Origin of the sequence: Microlunatus sp. Gsoil 973, from assembly GCF_009707365.1 — a bacterium.
Lineage (GTDB): Bacteria > Actinomycetota > Actinomycetes > Propionibacteriales > Propionibacteriaceae > Microlunatus.
This window is the reverse complement of the sequence record NZ_CP046122.1, coordinates 993,370-1,012,242: the sequence shown is the minus strand read 5'-3', so window position 1 is coordinate 1,012,242 and position 18,873 is coordinate 993,370. Positions and strand designations below refer to the sequence as shown.

Sequence of the window (18,873 nt, the reverse complement as noted above, 5' to 3'; positions counted from 1 at the left end):
CACCTGATCCACAGGGTTATCCACCGCAGTGGATCGGACAGGGGTTTGACGGCCGGCCCGGCGAGGCCCTAGCGTTCCCATCACGAAACCTCCGGATGGTCGGCACGCTCGCAGGGGAAGGCAAGCGATCCGATGTTCCTGGAGGTTTCGTCTTGTCCCGGGGTGTGGCTCGTGTGGCGCGGGGTACCGGTGGGGCTGGAGCGGCTGAATCCGCACCGACACACCGCGGTGAGGCAAAGCTGACACGACCGGCGTGCGGCATACTCACTAGAAAGTTACCGGCGAATCAGCGCCTGTGGACACGGTGGATCGCCGAGCGATCGGCAAGCGAACCGGCCGCGTCTACGACTCGGCCACCCGGACCGGGTCAGGTGCACGCACGAGCGAGGAGAGAACGTTGGCAGAGACCTACAGTGGCGATTTTTACTGTGTGAAGTGCAAGGCGAAGCGTGAGGCCACCGGCGAGGTCCAGGTGAACGACAAGGGCACCCGGATGGCGAAGGCCAAGTGCCCCGTCTGCGGCACCAACCTGAACCGCATCCTCGGTAAGGCTTGATACCAGTCCCCCACGGTCAACACGGGACGGCACCCTGCGCGGGTGCCGTCCCGTTCGTCTGTCCTCATCTCGTCTGTCCTCATCTCGGCTGTCCTCATCTCGGCTGTCCTCATCTCGGCTGTCCTCATCTCGGCTGTCCTCACCTCACCTGTCCTCACCTCGTCCGCCCTCCGGACTTCTGACCTCCTTCGGCGGCCCGCGACCTCCCTGTGGACGACCGGCGGAAGGCACCTCGCCGGTGCGCTGACAATCGCTGCTGTGCCAGAGCAGCCGCGCCACGCCAACCGAACAGCCGGTCCCGCCGAGCCCTCCCGATCCGCGACGGCCGCCGGCTACCGGCCACGGTTGCCGCCCTGGGTGCCGGTGCTCCGCCGAGGACCCGACGAGCTGCAGCTGGGCACCGACCCCGCGACCGGCCTGATCCTGTCCGGCGTACCGGATCGCTTCGAGGAACTACTCACCCTGCTCGACGGGACGCTCACCCTGACCGACGTCGGGGCGCTGGCGGTGGCGTACGGGATCGACCCGGACCTGGCGGTGCACCTGGTCCGCGCGATCGGATCGGCCGGATTACTGGCTAGCGCCGCGGAGGCCATCGACCCGCCGACGGCGCGGATCCGGGTACGGCTGGTCGGCGCCGGAATGCTCGGCCTGGCGATCGCCACCGCCCTTCTGGGAGCCGGCATAACCAGGCTGGACATCGTCGACACCGACCCGGTCGATCCGACCGTCTATCCCCGCCCCGGACTGGCGACCACCCAGGCGGACGCGTTGCGGCTCCGGCTGCGGGCCCGGTTCCGAGGTGGGTCGACGGGGCCGCCCGACCGGCCGTCGCCGGCGGTCCAGGTCGCACGACACTGGAACAAGCCTGACCAGCCGGCGCCGGATCTGACGGTGATTGCCACCGGTCGGGCCGAACCGGACCGTGCGATCGGTGAGGACTATGTCCGGGCCGACCATCCGCATCTCTACGTCCGGCCGCTGCAGGCCGGAGCGGTGATCGGGCCTTTCGTGCTCCCCGGTCGGACACCCTGCCTGGCGTGCCTCGACCGGGTGCGACGCGACGCCGATCCCGCCTGGCCCGGACTGCTCGCCCAGCTGTGCCGGCTGTCGGTGCCGGTGCTGCCCCTGCTCGCCGCGTGGGCCGCCAGCACCGCAGTGGTTCAGATCGCGTGTTGGGCCGCGGACGGCGAACCGGGCACCGCGGGCTGCACACTCGAATCGACCTCGACCGATTACCAGCTGCGGGTCCGGCCGTGGCCGATGCACCCGGCCTGCGGCTGCTGGTGGGCGGCCTGACTCTCCCCCGACCATGGCGAAGCAATATCCGCGGCACGGCTGAGACAGAATGGAGGCATGGGTTCGGATACGCCACGCCGGGATCGCCGCGACTCCCTGGCCCGCTCAGCCTTCCGGCGCAGCGCCCGCCTTGCGGGTCTCCCGCTGGGCTATGCCGGTCGAGCGACCCTCGGGCTGGGCAAGCGTATCGGCGGCGCCACCGCGGATTCGGTCAACCAGGAACTGCAGGCGCGAACCGCCGATCAGCTGTTCCGGGTACTGGGCGAGCTCAAGGGTGGCGCGATGAAGGTCGGCCAGATCATGAGCATGATGGAGTCCTTCCTGCCCGACGAGGTCGCCGCGCCGTACCGGGACAAGCTGATGGCGTTGCGGGACTCGGCGCCGCCGATGCCGACCTCCCGGGTGCATGCCGTGCTGACGCGCGAGCTCGGAGCGGACTGGCGGCGCAACTTCAGTCGCTTCGATCCGCGACCTGCGGCTGCGGCCTCGATCGGTCAGGTGCACCGCGCCGCCTGGTCCGACGGACGCGAGGTGGCCGTCAAGGTGCAGTACCCGGGCGCCGACGAGGCGCTGCGTTCGGATCTCAAACAGCTCGGTCGGATGGCTGCCGTTGCCGGACCGCTGGCGGGTGGGATGAACATTCGGGAGATCGCCGAAGAGTTCGCCGAGCGGATCGACGAGGAACTCGACTACCGGCTGGAGGCGGAGTCCCAGGAGGTCTTCGCCGAGGGGTTCGCCGGTGATCCGGAGTTCTTGGTGCCTCACGTGGTGGCGCACACGCCCAAGGTGTTGATCAGCGAGTGGATCGACGGCGTCCCGCTGACCGACATTGCGGGCCGGGAGCCCGAACCGCGGAACGAGACCGGCCTGAAGTACGTCCGCTTCCTGTTCGCCGGGCCCAGCCGGGTCGGGCTGTTGCACGCCGATCCGCATCCGGGCAACTTCAAGGTCGTGTCGGACGGACGTCTCGGTGCGGTGGACTTCGGACTGGTGGCGCGGCTGCCTGACGGGTTGCCCGAGGAGATCGGGCGGACGCTGCGGATCGCGATGAGCGGTGACGACGAGGCCGCAGTGGCCAACCTGAGACAGGAGGGCTTTCTGACCCGCGACGTCGACGCCGAACTCGTGATGGACTATCTCCGCCCGTTCGTCGAACCGGCGAAGACCGACCAGTTCTCCTTTACCCGGGCGTGGACCCAGCAGATCTATCGCGACGCCAACGCGGACTCGGTGGCCGCTCGCGAGTTCGGCCGGGCGTTCAACCTGCCGACCGACTACCTGCTGATCCATCGCGTCTGGATGGGCGGGATCGCCGTGCTGTCCCAGCTCGGCATCACCGCAGACTTCCGGTCGGTGCTCGACGAGTTCCTGCCCGGATTCGCGCCCGAACCCGCATGATGCCTGTCAAGATCGACCCATGATCGATCATTTCGGCATCAACGTCACCGACATGGCAGCGGCGTCGCAGTTCTACGACAAAGTCCTCGGCACACTCGGTCATCGCCGGTTGATGGACTTCGGCCAGGCGATCGGCTACGGCACTGATCAACCGAACTTCTGGATCTCCACATTCGAGGGCGTCGGTGCCAATCGGGAGATGCACGTCGCCTTCAGCGCATCCGATGCCGATCACGTACGGGCGTTCGGCGAAGCCGCCCGTGATCTTGGTCTGGAGATCCTGCACGAGCCGCGGATCTGGCCCGAATACCATGATCATTACTATGCAGTGTTCGTCCGTGACACCGAAGGGAACAACGTCGAGGCGGTCTGCCACACCGCCAATGAAGGCGACTGACCCCCGACGGCTACCGCCCGGGAATCTGATCATGGAATAGCGGGGCCCGGTGGGACGGTCCTGACGCCGTCCCACCGGGCCCCGCTGTTCTACCTGTTATCTGGCGGGCAGCCGCTCCTCACCGGAGCGCTCGGCCGAGCCAGAGCCGGACGGTGTGGAACATCCGACCGACCCGACCGACCGGGAAGGATGTCCTGCCATCCGACTCTTCGGTCATGCCGCTCGCTCACTCCTGCTCTTGGTCAGCGCACGCCGGGCGTGCAGCTCGGCCAGGTGCTTCGCCGCCAGGGTCTGGGCCGCCAACACTTGTGCCGGGACCTCGTGCTCGGGCCGCGGATGCTTCCGCGGACGACCCCGCGGACGCTTCCTGGCGACGACCTCGCCCTGGACGATCAACTCGCCACCCCAGACACCCCACGGCTCATGCCGTTCCAGGGCGCCTTGTAGGCAGGTCTCCCGCACCGGGCACTGCCGGCACAGAGCCTTGGCGTACTCCACATCGGCGGGCTGCTCGGCGAAGAACACCTCAGGATCGTCGACGATCCGGCACGGCAGCTCGTCGAGATCGACTGCTCCCCCGAAGCCTCCCCCACGACAGGTGCGAGCAGTTGGGTTGCCAGCGACTGGTTACTTCCTGCGTCAAACATGTCGGCCAACTTCTCTTTCTCGAGCGGCCCGCTGAGGCGCTGGTTCGCGCCGAGCAGACTCGCTCTCGGTGGCCGGGAAACACGAAGGCCGTGAATCCCGGTTCGCCTGGGGTTCACGGCCTTGAGTTGCTTCGGTGTTTCTTACACCGGTGGACTCGGAGGTCTGGAACCCAGACTGGTGACGAAGGCACCCATGCCGTTGTGGTCGGCAGCGGTACGGGCTTCGTCGGAGATGTGCTTGATGGACTTGGACTGGTTGATCACCGCAGCGGGACGGACGACCTGCTGCGCGAGACCGTTGGACGGGCCGCATGGGGCGGCCGGGGCATACTGCTCCCCTGCCACGGCGCCGAATGCCGGCTGACGTCCGGTTACGACGACCACTGCATCACGAGCCGCCGACAGCGACATCGACAGCCGCGATCGCAATGCGAGGTCGAACCCGGTGGTGGTCTCGCCCAACGTCAAGGACGCCATGTCACTGCCTCCTCTCGTGCACTCAGCATCGTCAGTTGCTCCTGAACGGATGGGGTTTGGTTTGTTTGCGGCCCCAACGGAGCCGCAGAGAAACACTATGGGGTAAACAGCTTCGGGATCAACCGATTTATCCCGATTTCGTCCAGAAGTTTGTCGGTTCGTCATGGTACGCGTGAATCGGCGCAGATTTTCCTGTCGGCAGAACCAGACCAATGAGGTTTTCCGGGTCGGTCGGCCGGTCAACCTGCATCGTTGATCACCTCGAGCAGGTCGGCGCCGTACTTGCTGATCTTGTTCTTGCCGACGCCGGGGATCTTGATCAGATCGCGGGCGTTCTGCGGCCTGGCCTCGGCGATCGCCACCAGGGTGGCGTCGGTGAAGATGACATAGGCCGGCATCCGCTCCTGCGTGGCACGGTGCTTGCGCCAGGTCCGCAACCGGTCCAGGGTCGGTTCGTCGTAACTGGCCGGGCAGTCGGTGTGCCGGCCCAGCTTGCGCTCGGCCGCGTCGGTGAGGTGCCGGCCGCAGGACCGGCAGGTCGCGGCCAGCACGCTCGGCCGGGTCCGGCGTACAGTCGGGCGACGCTGGCCGGCCGGAGCATCGCCGCCGGGACGCACGCCGTCCAGGAACCGCGACGACGTTCGCTGGGTCGAGCCGTTGCGGGTGCGCGCCCAGGAGATTCGCAGGTGTCGCCGCGCCCGGGTGATCCCGACGTAGAACAGCCGGCGCTCCTCCTCGATCTGCTCCTCCGTCGTCGCCAGCACGAACGGCAGCGAACCCTCACTGACGCCGATCAGGGCGACGGCATCCCATTCCAGCCCCTTCGCCGAGTGCAGCGTCGACACGGTGACGCCGTCGGCGGTCGGCACATGCTGGGCGTCTGCGCGCCGCTGCAACTCCACGACGACATCGGTCAGCGTGCACCCCGACCGGGCGGCGGCGAAGTCCTCCGCCGCCGCGACCAGGGCAGCCAAGGATTCCCATCGCTCCCGCACCGCGCCGGTCCCGGTCGGCGGCTGTTCGGTCCAGCCCAGGCTGCCCAGCAGGGCCTTGACCTGGGCAACGGCGGGCTGCCCGTCAGCGGCTCCCGCCGAACTGTCGTCGAGAGCCGCCTCGGCCGTCCGCGCCTGGGTGCGCAGGGTGAGCAGAGCCTGGCGTACCTCCGGTCGTTCGTAGAACCGCTCGCCACCGCGGACCAGATAAGGGATGTCCCGATCGGCCAGCGCCTGCTCGACCACGGGCGACTGGGCGTTGACCCGGAACAGCACCGCCATCTCCCGGTAGGACACACCGGACTTGTGCAGTCCGGCGAACCAGTCCGCGACGGCGGCCGCCTCGGCCACCTCGTCCTGGCTGTCGCGGATCGTCGGCTCTGGGCCGTGGTCCCGCTGGGCCTCCAGCAGCACCGGAGCGAGCTGACCGTTGCCGCGGACCGGCCGTGCGCCCTGCAGCACCCGGTTGGCGATCCGGACCACCTGTGGGGTGGAGCGATAGTCGCGCACCAGCCGTACCACCGTTGTGTCGGGATGCCGCTTGGCGAAGCCGGTGAGGAACGACGCCTGGGCGCCGGCGAAGGAGTGGATGGTCTGGGCGGGATCACCGACCACGCACAGGTCGTGGGAGTCGCCGCGCCACAGGTCAAGCACCGCCTGTTGCAGCGGGCTGACGTCCTGGTACTCGTCGACGACCAGATGCCGGTAGGTGCGACGGATCTCGTCCGCCACCTGGGGATACTCCGCGATCATGGCCGCGGTGCACAGCAGGATGTCGTCGAAATCGATCCTGACCCGTTCCCGCTTCACCTGTTCATAGGTACCGAAGACCCGCGCAACGGTCTCCGCGTCGTAGGAGGCCAACTGCCGGTTCCCGGTGGCGGCGATGCGTGGATAGTCCTCAGGAGTCACATTGCTGACCTTGGCCCAGCTGATCTCGGTGATCAGGTCCCGCAGGCCGGCCGACTCGGCGGAGATCCGCAGCCGGGACGCCGCCTCGGCCACCAGCCCGTACCGGTTGTCCACGATCGGCGGCAGGTCGGACTTGTACGCCCTCGGCCAGAAGTACTGCGCCTGGCGCAGCGCCGCGGAGTGGAACGTCCGCGCCTGCACACCGTGCACTCCGAGTTGCTGCAGGCGGCCGCGCATCTCACCGGCCGCCCGGGTCGTGAACGTGACGGCGAGCACGTTGGTGGGTGCGCACACCCCGGTTGCGACGGCGTACGCGATCCGGTGGGTGATCGCGCGGGTCTTGCCCGTACCCGCGCCGGCGATCACCGCGACCGGGCCACCCAGGCTGGTGGCCACCTCGCGCTGCTCCGGGTCCAGCCGGTCGAGCAACTCTTCGGCACCGATCACGGGGCAAACCCTAATCCGCGGCACCGACGGTTCCGTCTCGCGATGCACAACCGGTCCGCCTCATCCGTGGCGGCACGGTCGCCCGGCGCTGGCGCGCCCCAATGCGCGTCGCCGCGCGCCGCCCCCACGTCGCCCCGCATCGCCCCCGCATCGCCCGCACATCGCCCCGCATCGCTCCCACATCGCCCCCGCATCGCCCCCACATCCGCAAGGTCCCACATCGCCCCTCATCCGCAAGGTCGAAGTTTGACCGTGTGGCTCCGACACGCCGGGCGCGAGGACCGCAGGAGCAAAGTTTGACCTTGCGTCCTGGGCCAGCCGACCGCGTCTCCGCCCGCGCGGCCGCCCGGTCCGACGCCCGCGCCCCGCGCGGGCCGCCCCCACGCGCAAGGTCAAAGGTTGACTGTGCGGCTCCGACACGCCGATCGCACCGACCGCGGGATCAAAATTTGACCTTCGTAGATGGGTCGGTTGCACCAGTACGGGGACGAGTCGGGACAGGACATCGGAGATCACCGATCGGTACGGTGATCTGGTGAGCCGCCCGGATGCTGGAATGCCCAAGTCGCCGGCCGTTCCGGGTGATCGGGCCCGTGCCCGTGACCTGGGAATCGCACCCGGACGGTTGGAACCAGGGCCGTGGAACGCCATAACCGATGTTCCCGGTGTCCTGGTCGGGCAGGTGACTTTGGTCGAGGGCGATGCGACACGGACCGGGGTGACTGCGGTGTTGCCTCACCGCGGCAATCTCTACCGGGACAAGGTCTCCGGTGCCGTTCATGTCGGCAACGGGTTCGGCAAGACCGCCGGATCGATCCAGGTGAACGAGCTGGGAACGATCGAGACGCCGATCGTGCTGACCAACACACTCAGCGTCGCCGCCGGGATCGCCGGCACCATCGGCTGGACCCTCGACCAGCCGGGCAACGAACAGGTCACGTCCGTCAACGCGCTGGTCGGCGAGACCAATGACGGCTTCCTCAACGACATCCGCGCCCGCTACGTCACCGAGGACCACGTCGTCCGGGCGATCGAGATCGCCGACGCCGGTCCCGTCGCCGAGGGATCGGTGGGTGCCGGGACCGGGACAGTCGCGTTCGGCTGGAAGGGCGGTATCGGCACCTCCTCGCGGATCATCGGCGACCACGTCGTCGGGGTTGTCGTCCAGACCAACTACGGTGGCGACCTGCGGATCGACGGTGTGGCCATCGCTCCCCAGCCGTACCTCGGAGACGCCACACCCGCAACTTCGGCCGACGGCTCGTGCATGATCATCATCGGTACCGATGCACCGGTCGACGCGGGCTCACTGCACCGGATCGCCGCCCGCGGGATCTTCGCGCTCGGCCGGACCGGCTCGGCCTACAGCAACGGCAGCGGCGACATCGCGATCGCCTTCGGCACCATCACGCGCCGGACCGGCGGGACCGTCCGAGCCGACCGTCCCGAACCCGGAGGAGCGGAGCTGTCTGGACTGTTCGAGGCGACCCTCGATGCGACCGAGGAGGCGGTCTACAACTCGCTGCTCGCCGCGACAACGGTGACCGGCTTCCGCGGCACCCGACACGCCATTCCGCTCGAGCCGGTACGGCGGATGCTGGACCGGCGACACCGCCGATGACGCCCGAAGTTGCCCGCGACAGGCGCCCACCGGGAATGTTTTGCGCCGCATATTGTTTTCCCTTGCGAGTTGTCGTTGATGAGAAGGGAACCCATGTCCGACGCCCAGTTCGTCCTCTACTCCACCCCCTGGTGCGGTTACTGCTTCCGCTTGAAGTCCCAACTGCACCGCGAGCAGATCGCGTTCGACGAGGTCGACATCGAGAAGCGGCCGGAAGCCGCTGACCTGGTGGCCAGCATCAATGACGGCAACCAGACAGTGCCGACGCTGGTGTTCGCCGACGGCTCGTCAATGACCAATCCGTCGCTGCGCGAAGTGACCGCCAAACTCGCGTCGCTGTGACGAAACAGCCTCGGCCGGTCGTGCTCTTCGACGTCGACGGCACCATCCTCGATTCCGCGCCGGGGATCATTGCCAGCCTGCAGGCCGCGATGGCCGATGTCGGCGTTGAACCGGCGGACGATGAACAACTGCGCAGCGATCTCGGACCGCCGCCCGCCATCATGTTCGGCCAGGTCGGCGTACCGGAGAAGTTGATCAACGAGGCGGTCCGGTCCTATCGCCGGCACTATGCCCGGAGCGGTATGCAGAACGCCCGGGTCTACGACGGTGTGACCGACGCGCTGACCACGCTGCAGCGCGAGTACCGGCTGGCGACAGCGACGATGAAACTGATCGAGACTGCGACGGTCTTCCTGGACCATCACGGCATCCGTGATCATTTCGAGATGGTCGGCGGTGCATGCGACGGGGTCTTCGACAAGTCCGCGATCATCGCCGCTACCCGTACCGCACTGGACGGCGCGGACGCAGCAGACATGATCATGATCGGTGACCGGCACTCCGACATCACCGGTGGGCGGGTGAACGGTCTGCGCACGATCGCAGTCACCTGGGGGTACGGCAGCCGCGCCGAACTCGAGGCATCCGGACCGGACCTGATCATTGACCGTCCGGAGCAGCTGCCGGAGGCGACCGCGGAGTTGTTGGCCCGAGCCGTCGCCTGACCGCACCTCCGGGAACGCCGGTCGGAGGCCATGCGCGTCGGGCCACGACCTGCCGTCTCTGGTACTGCCCTCGTCCGCGCACCACCTACTCGTTGGCGCACCCATTACTCGGCCGCGCACCCCCTGCAGCGGGTGCGCGGCCGACCAAGTGGTGCGGGAGGCAGGTGGTGGGGATCACCGCGATGAACTGTCGGAGCCGCCCTCTAGAGTGACGGCAAATGGGATTGTGGGTACATCGCGCCGAGCGGGCCGACCGGTTGGCGACAGGTCTGGGAATGCTGCTGCGGGACGGTCTGGACGATCCGTTCGCAACCGAGATCGTCGCCGTGCCGACTCGCGGTGTCGAGCGATGGCTGGCCCAGACCCTCTCCCATGTACTGGGCATCGGCACCGCCGGCGACGGAGTGTGCGCCGGCATCGACTTCCCCTCACCGGAGCGGATGATCGGCGAGGCACTGTCCGGGATCACCGGCGTCGACCCGCGCAGCGACCCTTGGCACCCGCGCCGGTCCGTCTGGCCGCTGCTGTCGGTGATCGACGCGGCCCGTGACGAGCAGTGGGCTCAACCGCTGTGGCGCTATCTGGACCGTTCCGATGATCTCGGTACGGCCGGCAGACGATACGGCACCGCGAGACACCTTGCCGGGTTGTTCGACAGCTACGCGGCCAACCGTCCCCAGATGCTTCAGCACTGGCTGACCGGTGATGATCTTGACGGGTCCGGGAAGCCGCTGCCCTCCCGGATGCTCTGGCAGGCCGAGTTGTGGCGACGGCTGCACGACGAGATCGACCTGCCGAGTCCGGCCGAGCGGCTGCCGACCGTGTGCCGGGAACTGCTCGACGACCCGACCGGGTCCGATCTGCCCGACCGGTTGTCGATCTTCGGCCCGACGCGACTTCCGTACGCCACCTTGTCCGTCCTGGCGGCGCTGGCCAGACATCGCGACGTCCATTTGTGGCTGCCCCACGCTTCACCTGTGCTGTGGTCGGCCATCAGTACGGCGCTCAACGGCACAGAGGTGATCACCAAGGACGCCTCGGGTGAGGTGTTGCCGGCGGCGGCCGGAAGCCGGAGCGGTGACGCCGCCGTTGGCCTGGCCCGGCACCGGCTGCTCGCCTACCTCGGCAGGGACACCCGCGAACTGCAGCTCGGCCTGGCCCGGTTGCCGGCAGAGATCCATGATCATCTGCTCGACGCGGCTGACGATGATCATCGGGATCGGCTGCTGGACCGACTGCAGCGTGATCTTGCTGCCGATCGCCCGCTGGAGCAGCTCGAACCGCGGCCGATCGCCGCAGACGACGACAGCATCGCGGTCCACGCCGCGCACGGCCCGGACCGCCAGGTGGAAGTGCTTCGAGAACTGGTGCTCGGCCTACTGGAGAGCGATCCGACACTCGAGCCGAGGGACATCATCGTGATGTGTCCCGACATCGAGACCTTCGCCCCGTTGATCTCCGCCGCGTTCGGTTCCCAGGTCGACGAGGAGGATCCGACGGCCGGGCATCCCGGGCACCGGCTCCGGGTCCGGCTGGCCGACCGCTCGCTCCGTCAGCTGAACCCGTTACTCGAGGTGCTCGGCCGGCTCTTCGACCTGGCCGAATCGCGTGTCGAGGCATCGGCTGTCATCGACCTGTGCGCGGCCGAGCCGGTGGCCAACCGGTTCGGCTTCAGCGACGACGACATCCTCCGTCTCCGCGAACTGGTCGCCGCGTCCGGTGTTCGCTGGGGGCTGGACCCCCAACACCGCAGGCAGTTCGGCATGGAGGCGTTCGGCCAGAACACCTGGGCCGCAGGACTGGACCGGATGCTGCTCGGGGTGGCGATGGATGAGGACGGCCAGCGTTACCTCGGCACCACGCTGCCGCTGGACGACATCGACGCCGGCGACGCCGATCTGGTCGGCCGGCTGGCCGAGGCCGTGCACCGGCTCAGCACGGTGATCAACACCTTCGATCGCCGCCAGCCGCTGCGCGCCTGGATCGCGGCCTGCCGTGACGCACTCGACCTGCTCACCGCCGTCGGGTCCACCGACACCTGGCAGGTCTCCCAGGCGTACGGAGAACTCACCCGGATCGCCGAGTCCGCCGCCGATCGCGACGAGATCCGGCTCACCCGCCGCGAGGTGCGTTCGGTGCTCGCCGACCTTTTCGCCGGACGACCGAGCCGGGCCAACTTCCGGACCGGAACGATGACGGTGGCCACCCTTCTGCCGATGCGATCGGTGCCTCACCGGGTGATCTGCCTGCTCGGCCTCGACGACGGAGTGTTCCCCAGGTCGGGTCGACTGGACGGTGACGATCTGCTGACGGTCGACCCCTGGATCGGCGATCGCGATCGACGCAGCGAGGACCGGCAACTGCTGCTCGACGCGATCATGTCGGCCACCGAACACCTCATGATCATCTATTCCGGTGCCGATCCTCGCACCAACGCACGCAAGCCGCCCGCGGTACCGCTGGGCGAGCTGCTCGATGTCCTCGACCTGGCCGCCAAGGCACCCGCGGGCCGGGTCCGCGATCAGATCGTGCGACACCATCCGCTGCAGCCGTTCGACAAGATCAACTTCGACGGCAGCCTGGCCGGACCGGCCGGATCCGGACAGCCGTTCAGTTTCGACACCGATGCACTCGCCGGTGCCCGGGCGACGCTGTCGGTCCGCTCCGACCCGAAGCCGGTGTATTCCGCCGATCCGCTGCCGTCCTACCAGCTCGGTCCGGTGATCGACATCTCGGATCTGATCAGCTTCTTCAAGCACCCGATCCGGTCCTACCTGAAGACCCGTACCGGCTTCTCCCCGTTCTGGACACCGGATGTCGACGAGGAGGACATCCCGATCATGGTCGACGGGCTGGCTGCCTGGCGGATCGGCGACCGGATGCTGCGGCGCCACCTGACCGGCGTGGACATCGACCAGCTCGTCAACGCCGAGTGGCGCCGCGGGGAGGTTCCGCCACGTCAGTTGGGCAGCCGGATGCTTGACCCGATCGCCCGCACGGTGCAGGAGATCGCCGGTCGTGCCGCGCCGCTGCGCGACGGCGAACCCTGCAACGTCGACATCCTCGCCGAGATCGAGGTTCCCGGGCCGAACGGCGCCCGACGGCACGCCCTCGCCGGCACAGTGCCCGGTGTGTACGGCGAGCGACTGGTCACCGTCCAGTACTCCAAGCTGAACGCGTCACACCGGTTGGAGGCCTGGATCAAGCTGCTGGCCATGACGACGACCGACCCGGCGCCCTGGCAGGCGGTCACCGTGGGTCAGCAGGGCTTCGGCGGCGGGATGACGACCCTTGGACCGGTGACCCAGGAGTTCGCCCGGTTGGTACTGGCCGATCTCGTCGAGCTGTATTGCAGCGGCCTGTCGGCACCACTGCCCCTGCCGCCGAGAACCGCCGCAGAGTACGCCGAGAAGCGTCGCGAGAACCGGTCCCTGCCGCTCGTCGCCGCCAAGGCCCGTCGCAGCTTCGAGATGGAGTGCGACGCGTGCTACCGGGCGGTCTTCGGCGAATCGGTGTCCCTCGATCAACTGTTGGCGATCCCGTCGATACCGTCCGAGGAGCGCGGCGGGATCGGCGAGCCCAGCCGGTTCGGCACGCTCGCGCGACGCGTCTGGAATCCGCTGCTGATGTCGGAGGTGATCGACCGATGACCGTCCGTACCGGTGCCGCTGTGACGCTCGCCCCGACCCCGTTCGACGTGTGCGGCCCGCTGCCGTCGGGCACCACCGTGCTCGAGGCCAGCGCCGGCACGGGCAAGACGTACGCCATCGCTGCGCTCGCCGCGCGCTACATCGCCGACGGCCGGCCGTTGTCGGAGCTGATGATGATCACCTTCGGCCGGATGGCCACCAATGAACTGCGGATGCGGATCAGGGAACGGTTGGCCGCTGTCGAACTCGCACTCTCCCAGGCGCTCGGCTCCGATGATCATGGAACGTTTGAGGACGCAGTGATCGCACTGCTGTGCGCCGGTGACCGGGACACCCTGGAGCTGCGACGCCGCCGGATCCGAACGGCACTGGCAGATTTCGACGCTGCGATGATCGCCACCACCCACGAGTTCTGCCAACGCATGCTGGACGAACTCGGCGTACTGGGTGATCATGAACCGGACGCGGTCTTCACCGAGTCGTTGACCGATCTGGTCCATGAGGTCGCCGCCGACGTGTATCTGCGCCGGTACGCCGCCGGTCCCGCCGAACCGCCGTTCCCGTTCGAATCCGGTCCACGCGGAACGGTTGACGCCCTGACGATCGCGGCCGCGGCGATCGGGTCCGAACACGTTCCCGTGGTGCCAGTGCCCGACGACGACACGACGCTGTCCGAACCGGCCGAGCGGTATCGGTTCGCCACCGAGGTCCGGGAGCAGTTCACGATCCGCAAACGCCGCAGGCGGTTGTACAGCTATGACGACATGTTGCTGCGGCTGCGGGACACCCTGCATGATCCGGTCACCGGCCGGGATGCTGCCGAGCGGCTGCGGCAGCGTTACGAGGTGGTGCTGATCGACGAGTTCCAGGACACCGACCCGGTGCAGTGGGACATCGTCCGCACGGCGTTCGTCGGCCACTCGACGGTGATCTTGATCGGCGACCCGAAACAGGCGATCTATGCCTTCCGCGGGGCCGATGTCTACTCCTATCTGGACGCCGTCGACGAGGCGGGCGCGATCGGCACGCTGGCCACCAACTGGCGCAGCGACCAGGCCTTGGTCGGTGCGCTGGGGACGCTGATGACCGGCGTACCGCTGGGCGATCCGCGGATCACGGTACGGCCGGTGGCAGCCAGTCACACCGACCGGCGGCTCGTCTCGGCCGAGCCCGCCGCCGACCAGGCCGCCGAGGCTTCGTCAACCCCGTCGGAGGCATCGCGGGGGCCGTCGTCGGCGGCCATGGTGGCTCCGTTCCGGATCCGCTACCAGCCGTTCGATCCGGCGGTCGAATCCCCGCAGTCCGTCACCAGGTTGCGACCACAGGTCACTGCGGACCTGGTCGCCGACATCAGCGCGTTGCTGGCCGCCGGCGCACGACTCCGGATCGGTCCGGACCGTGATCATCGTCGGGTCAGACCCGGCGACATCGCGGTGCTGGTCCGGCGCAACGACCGGGCGGAGGAGATCGCCCAGGCACTGATCGCGGCCGGCGTGCCCGCAGTCGTACTCGGCGCCGGCAGCGTCTTCGCCTCCCCGATGGCCGGCCACTGGCTGACCCTGCTCACCGCCCTGGAGCAGCCGCGGCAACAGCAGATCCGCGCGGTCGCGTTGACCCCGTTCGTCGGCTGGACCATGCACCGGCTGGCGACGGCCGACGATGACGCGGTCACCGACCTGTCGGCGACCATCCGCCGCTGGAGCCGGGTGCTCGTCCATCGCGGCGTCGCGGCCCTGATGGAAACCATCACCACCGAGGAGGACCTGGGCCGCAGGCTGCTGTCCGACACCGGCGGCGAACGCCGGCTGACCGACCTACGGCACATCGGCCAGAGCCTGCACGCCGCCGCCGTGTTCGGCCAACTGGGCGTCGGCGCGCTGATCGCCTGGCTCCGCCAACGCATCGACGAGGCACAGACCATCGCGATGGACGAGCGCAGCCGCCGCCTGGAAACCGACGACCAGGCCGTCCAGATCCTCACCGTGCATCGCAGCAAGGGGCTCGAGTTCCCCATCGTCTATCTGCCCGACGCCTGGGACCGCTGGTGTCCCGAGGACGACGGTCAGATCCTGCGGGTGCATGATCACCCGGCCAACGACGGCGCGCCGCCGACCGCGGATGATCTTGTACTTGACGTCGGTGGGATGGCCGGCGCCAACCGCAAGGACCGGGTCGCCCAGGACAGGCTGGAGTCCGGTGGGGACGACCTGCGCCTGGCCTATGTGGCACTGACCCGTGCCCAGGTCCAGGTGGTGGCGTGGTGGATGCACAGCTGGAACACGCCCGGGTCGGCGCTGCAACGCTTCCTGTTCCGGTCCCACGACGAGAACGCCGAACTGGCCGACCGCTATCCGGTCAACGCCGACCCCGGCTCGTTGCACCTCGGACCCGGCTTCTCGGTGGAGCCGATGACCGAGCGACCGATCACCGAATGGCGGCCCCAACAACACCAGGACGGTCCGCTGCGGGTCCGGCGCTTCGATCGTGAGCTGGACCTGCAGTGGCGTCGCACCTCCTACACAGCGTTGACCGCTGCCGCTCACGGCACCGAGGTCAGCGCGGCCGGGGTCGGCAGTGAGGCCGAACCGGCCAAGGAGGATGACGAGACCCCGGCTGCCGAGACGCTGGCCGAGACGAGCGTCGGCCGTCACGTGGTCGATGGCCCGGTGTCGCCGATGGACGACCTGCCGATGGGTGCCGCCTTCGGCACGATCGTGCATGCGATCTTCGAACGGGTCGATCCGCACGAGGGTGATCTTGCTGCTTCGCTGCAACGGATCGCTTCGGAGGAACTGGCTCATCTGCCGGCCCAGGAGATGACCGCGCAGACGTTGGCCACCGGCATCCTGCCGGCGTGGCTGACGTCGCTCGGTCCGTTGGCCGACGATCGGCGTCTGGCCGACATCCCGATCGCCGACCGGCTGTCGGAGTTGAGCTTCGAACTGCCGCTGGCAGGAGGCTCGGCGCCGGGGCCCGGAGCTCGGGACGTACGGCTGGGTGATGTCGCCGCATTGCTCGCCGATCGGCTGCCGGCAGGCGACCCGCTCGCCCGCTATCCGGAGCTGCTCGCCCAGCCGCTGCTGGCCGAACAGTCACTGCGCGGGTATCTGACCGGAAGCATCGACGCCGTCCTGCGGACCCGCAACGGCACGGTCCCCCGCTACCTGGTGGTCGACTACAAAACTAACTGGTTGGGTGATCTTGATCAGCGTCCGCTGCGGGTCGCCGCCTACAGCCCCACGTTGCTGCCGCAGGCGATGATGCACGCTCACTATCCGCTGCAGGCGTTGCTGTATGCGGTGGCCCTGCATCGCTACCTGCGCTGGCGACAACCGGGCTACTCGCCCGATGATCATCTGGGCGGGATCCTGTACCTCTTCGTCCGTGGCATGGCCGGCCCGGACACTCCGAGGGTCGACGGCGTACCGTGCGGTGTCTTCTCCTGGCGTCCTCCGGCGCAGTTGATCATCGACCTGTCCGATCTGCTGGATGGGAGTGATCCGAAATGACCGTCGCCAGCTCACAGAAGCCGGCGCTCGACGACGCCCAACTCGCCCACGCGGTCGGCGGACTGCTCGGCGAATTCAACCGGGCCGGAGTGCTCGGCGTCGCCGACGTGCACGCAGCCCGGTCGATCGGCCGCATCGGCGGGGAGGCTCGCGAGTCGGTCATCCTCGCCGTCGCCCTGGCGGTGCGGGCATTGCGCGCCGGGTCGGTCTGCATCGACCTGCGCACGGTCGCCGATGCGGTCTTCGCCGACACCGCGGCCGATGATGCCACTGAGCAGGTCGATGTCTCATCGCTGGACTGGCCCGATTCCGATCGGTGGATGGCCGACTGTCGGGACAGCCCGTTGGTCACGACAGCCGACGGCCCCGACGGACGACCGCTCCGGATGGCCGGAGGTCTCCTCTACCTGGAGCGGTATTGGCGGCAGGAGGAATCCGTACGCCTCCAGCTGCAACAGCGGTCGACCGCCGGACCCCCGACTGTTGATCTCGCGCGGCTGCGCTCCGGACTGGAGCGGATCTTCACCGCAGAGGGCCTCGATCCGGACGAGCCTGATCTGCAACGCCGGGCGGCGGCGATGAGCGTCCTGCGCTGGATCAGCGTGCTGGCCGGTGGCCCGGGTACCGGCAAGACCACAACAGTTGCCCGGCTGATCGCATTGCTTCATGATCAACACACCGGACTCGGTGACCCCCACGGCACCGATCCGGACGGCCACACCGCGGTTCGGCGGCCCCTCCGAGTGGCACTGGCCGCGCCGACCGGCAAGGCAGCCGCCCGATTGGAAGAGGCGGTTCGGGACGCGGCCCGGAAGCTCCCGATGCAGGACCGGGAGCGGATCGGCGATCTTGGTGCCTCCACAGTGCACCGGCTGCTCGGCTGGACCCCGGAGGGCCGGAACCGCTTCCGACACAACGGATTCAACCGGCTGCCCTACGACGTGGTGGTCGTCGACGAGATGTCGATGGTGCCGCTGACGCTGATGGCCCGACTGTTGGAAGCGCTGCGTCCCGACGCCCGGCTGATCCTGGTGGGTGACCCGGACCAGCTCGCCTCGGTGGAGGCCGGCGCCGTGCTCGCCGACATCGTCAACGCCGAACCCGGTCCGGATACCGGACTGGCCACGACATTGGCGCAGGTGCTGTCGGATCCGCCGCAGTCGGCGACCGCGCTCGGCGTCGTCCGGCTGCAGCACACCTGGCGGTTCGGCGGCGTGATCGGCGAACTGGCCCGGGCGATCCGAGCGTCCGAGGCGAATCGAGTGATCGAGATCCTCCGTTCCCAGGACCCTGCGCTGGTCTTCAGCGAACCGAACGACCCGTCGGCGGCCGGCGAGGCCTCGATCGACATGGCTGCGCTGGACGCGTTGCGCCGGGAGGTGGTCGGGCCGGCGCGGATGATCAAGGAGGCTGCCGAGTCCGGAGATGTGGCTGCCGCGCTGGCCGGGCTCGAAGAGCACCGGCTGCTGTGTGCCCATCGTCGCGGCCCGTACGGTGTTACCCGGTGGACGCGGGAGATCCTGCGGTGGCTCGGTGAGGCGATCCCCGGGTATGCGACCGGAGGCGAGTGGTACCCGGGTCGACCGTTGTTGATCACCGCCAACGACTACGAGACCTCGCTGTACAACGGCGACACCGGAGTGGTGGTGCAGACCGCCAACGGGTTGCGGGCGGCCTTCGCCCGCGGCGGATCGCCGACCTTGATCGCGCCCGTTCGGCTCGATGCCGTCCAGTCGGTGCATGCGATGACCGTTCACCGCGCCCAGGGCAGCCAATTCCACACGGTGTCCTTCGTCGTCCCGCCCCCGGACTCACCCCTGTTGACCCGGGAGCTGCTCTACACCGCGGTCACCCGGGCGACCGAGCGGGTGATCGTGCTGGGCACCGAGGAAGCCGTTCGCCGGGCGATCCTGCGGCCGGCCAACCGGGCCAGCGGACTCCGCTCCCGACTCTGAGCCTGG

At 68.5% G+C, this 18,873-nt stretch carries 12 protein-coding genes and 1 pseudogene; 10 read left to right on the top strand and 3 right to left on the bottom strand.

Translation table 11 applies throughout. The features are described 5' to 3' along the window. The first annotated feature begins 397 nt into the window (after positions 1-397). The 4 genes from GJV80_RS23125 to GJV80_RS04670 all read left to right on the top strand — a co-directional run bounded on the left by GJV80_RS23125 (position 398) and on the right by GJV80_RS04670 (position 3,650). Positions 398-556: a DUF5679 domain-containing protein gene (locus tag GJV80_RS23125; RefSeq protein ID WP_195909160.1), complete on the top strand. Its 159-nt coding sequence runs from the start codon at positions 398-400 to the stop codon at positions 554-556. Positions 557-814: 258 nt separating this feature from the next. Further along, positions 815-1,855 carry a ThiF family adenylyltransferase gene (locus tag GJV80_RS04680; protein ID WP_154686893.1) on the top strand — a complete coding sequence of 347 codons (1,041 nt, stop codon included), beginning with the start codon at positions 815-817 and terminating at the stop codon, positions 1,853-1,855. A gap of 57 nt (positions 1,856-1,912) precedes the next feature. Next, positions 1,913-3,253 (top strand): AarF/ABC1/UbiB kinase family protein, encoded by a 1,341-nt coding sequence (locus GJV80_RS04675; protein ID WP_154686892.1) that lies wholly within the window; start codon positions 1,913-1,915, stop codon positions 3,251-3,253. A 19-nt stretch (positions 3,254-3,272) separates the two neighbouring features. Beyond that, positions 3,273-3,650: a VOC family protein gene (locus GJV80_RS04670; RefSeq protein WP_154686891.1), complete on the top strand. Its 378-nt coding sequence runs from the start codon at positions 3,273-3,275 to the stop codon at positions 3,648-3,650. Between the two features lie 333 nt (positions 3,651-3,983). Here the strand turns inward: GJV80_RS04670 and GJV80_RS23665 are convergent. From GJV80_RS23665 to GJV80_RS04655, 3 genes and pseudogenes are all read right to left on the bottom strand, one after another. Then, positions 3,984-4,205: pseudogene (locus tag GJV80_RS23665) on the bottom strand (WhiB family transcriptional regulator); the annotation flags it as partial. A gap of 233 nt (positions 4,206-4,438) precedes the next feature. Beyond that, on the bottom strand, positions 4,439-4,774 hold the full coding sequence (locus tag GJV80_RS04660; RefSeq protein ID WP_154686889.1) for a hypothetical protein: 336 nt from the start codon (positions 4,772-4,774) through the stop codon (positions 4,439-4,441). A 239-nt stretch (positions 4,775-5,013) separates the two neighbouring features. After that, positions 5,014-7,125 (bottom strand): ATP-dependent DNA helicase UvrD2, encoded by a 2,112-nt coding sequence (locus GJV80_RS04655; RefSeq protein ID WP_195909159.1) that lies wholly within the window; start codon positions 7,123-7,125, stop codon positions 5,014-5,016. Between the two features lie 535 nt (positions 7,126-7,660). Here GJV80_RS04655 and GJV80_RS04650 point away from each other — a divergent pair. The 6 genes from GJV80_RS04650 to recD all read left to right on the top strand — a co-directional run bounded on the left by GJV80_RS04650 (position 7,661) and on the right by recD (position 18,867). Beyond that, entirely contained in the window at positions 7,661-8,746 is a 1,086-nt protein-coding gene (locus tag GJV80_RS04650) for a P1 family peptidase (protein WP_230208136.1), read from the top strand. Positions 8,747-8,839: 93 nt separating this feature from the next. Further along, positions 8,840-9,088: a mycoredoxin gene (locus tag GJV80_RS04645; RefSeq protein ID WP_154686887.1), complete on the top strand. Its 249-nt coding sequence runs from the start codon at positions 8,840-8,842 to the stop codon at positions 9,086-9,088. Next, on the top strand, positions 9,085-9,753 hold the full coding sequence (locus GJV80_RS04640; RefSeq protein ID WP_154686886.1) for an HAD hydrolase-like protein: 669 nt from the start codon (positions 9,085-9,087) through the stop codon (positions 9,751-9,753). Before GJV80_RS04645 ends, GJV80_RS04640 begins: the two co-directional genes overlap by 4 nt. Positions 9,754-9,971: 218 nt before the next feature. Next, complete coding sequence (gene recC / locus GJV80_RS04635; RefSeq protein ID WP_154686885.1) at positions 9,972-13,403, top strand: exodeoxyribonuclease V subunit gamma; 3,432 nt, start codon at positions 9,972-9,974, stop codon at positions 13,401-13,403. Next, entirely contained in the window at positions 13,400-16,912 is a 3,513-nt protein-coding gene (locus GJV80_RS04630; protein WP_154686884.1) for a UvrD-helicase domain-containing protein, read from the top strand. Before recC ends, GJV80_RS04630 begins: the two co-directional genes overlap by 4 nt. Then, the gene (gene recD / locus GJV80_RS04625) at positions 16,909-18,867 is read left to right on the top strand and encodes an exodeoxyribonuclease V subunit alpha (protein ID WP_154686883.1); all 1,959 of its coding nucleotides are present in this window, start codon (positions 16,909-16,911) and stop codon (positions 18,865-18,867) included. The genes GJV80_RS04630 and recD overlap by 4 nt, the downstream gene beginning before the upstream one ends. Positions 18,868-18,873 lie beyond the last annotated feature (6 nt).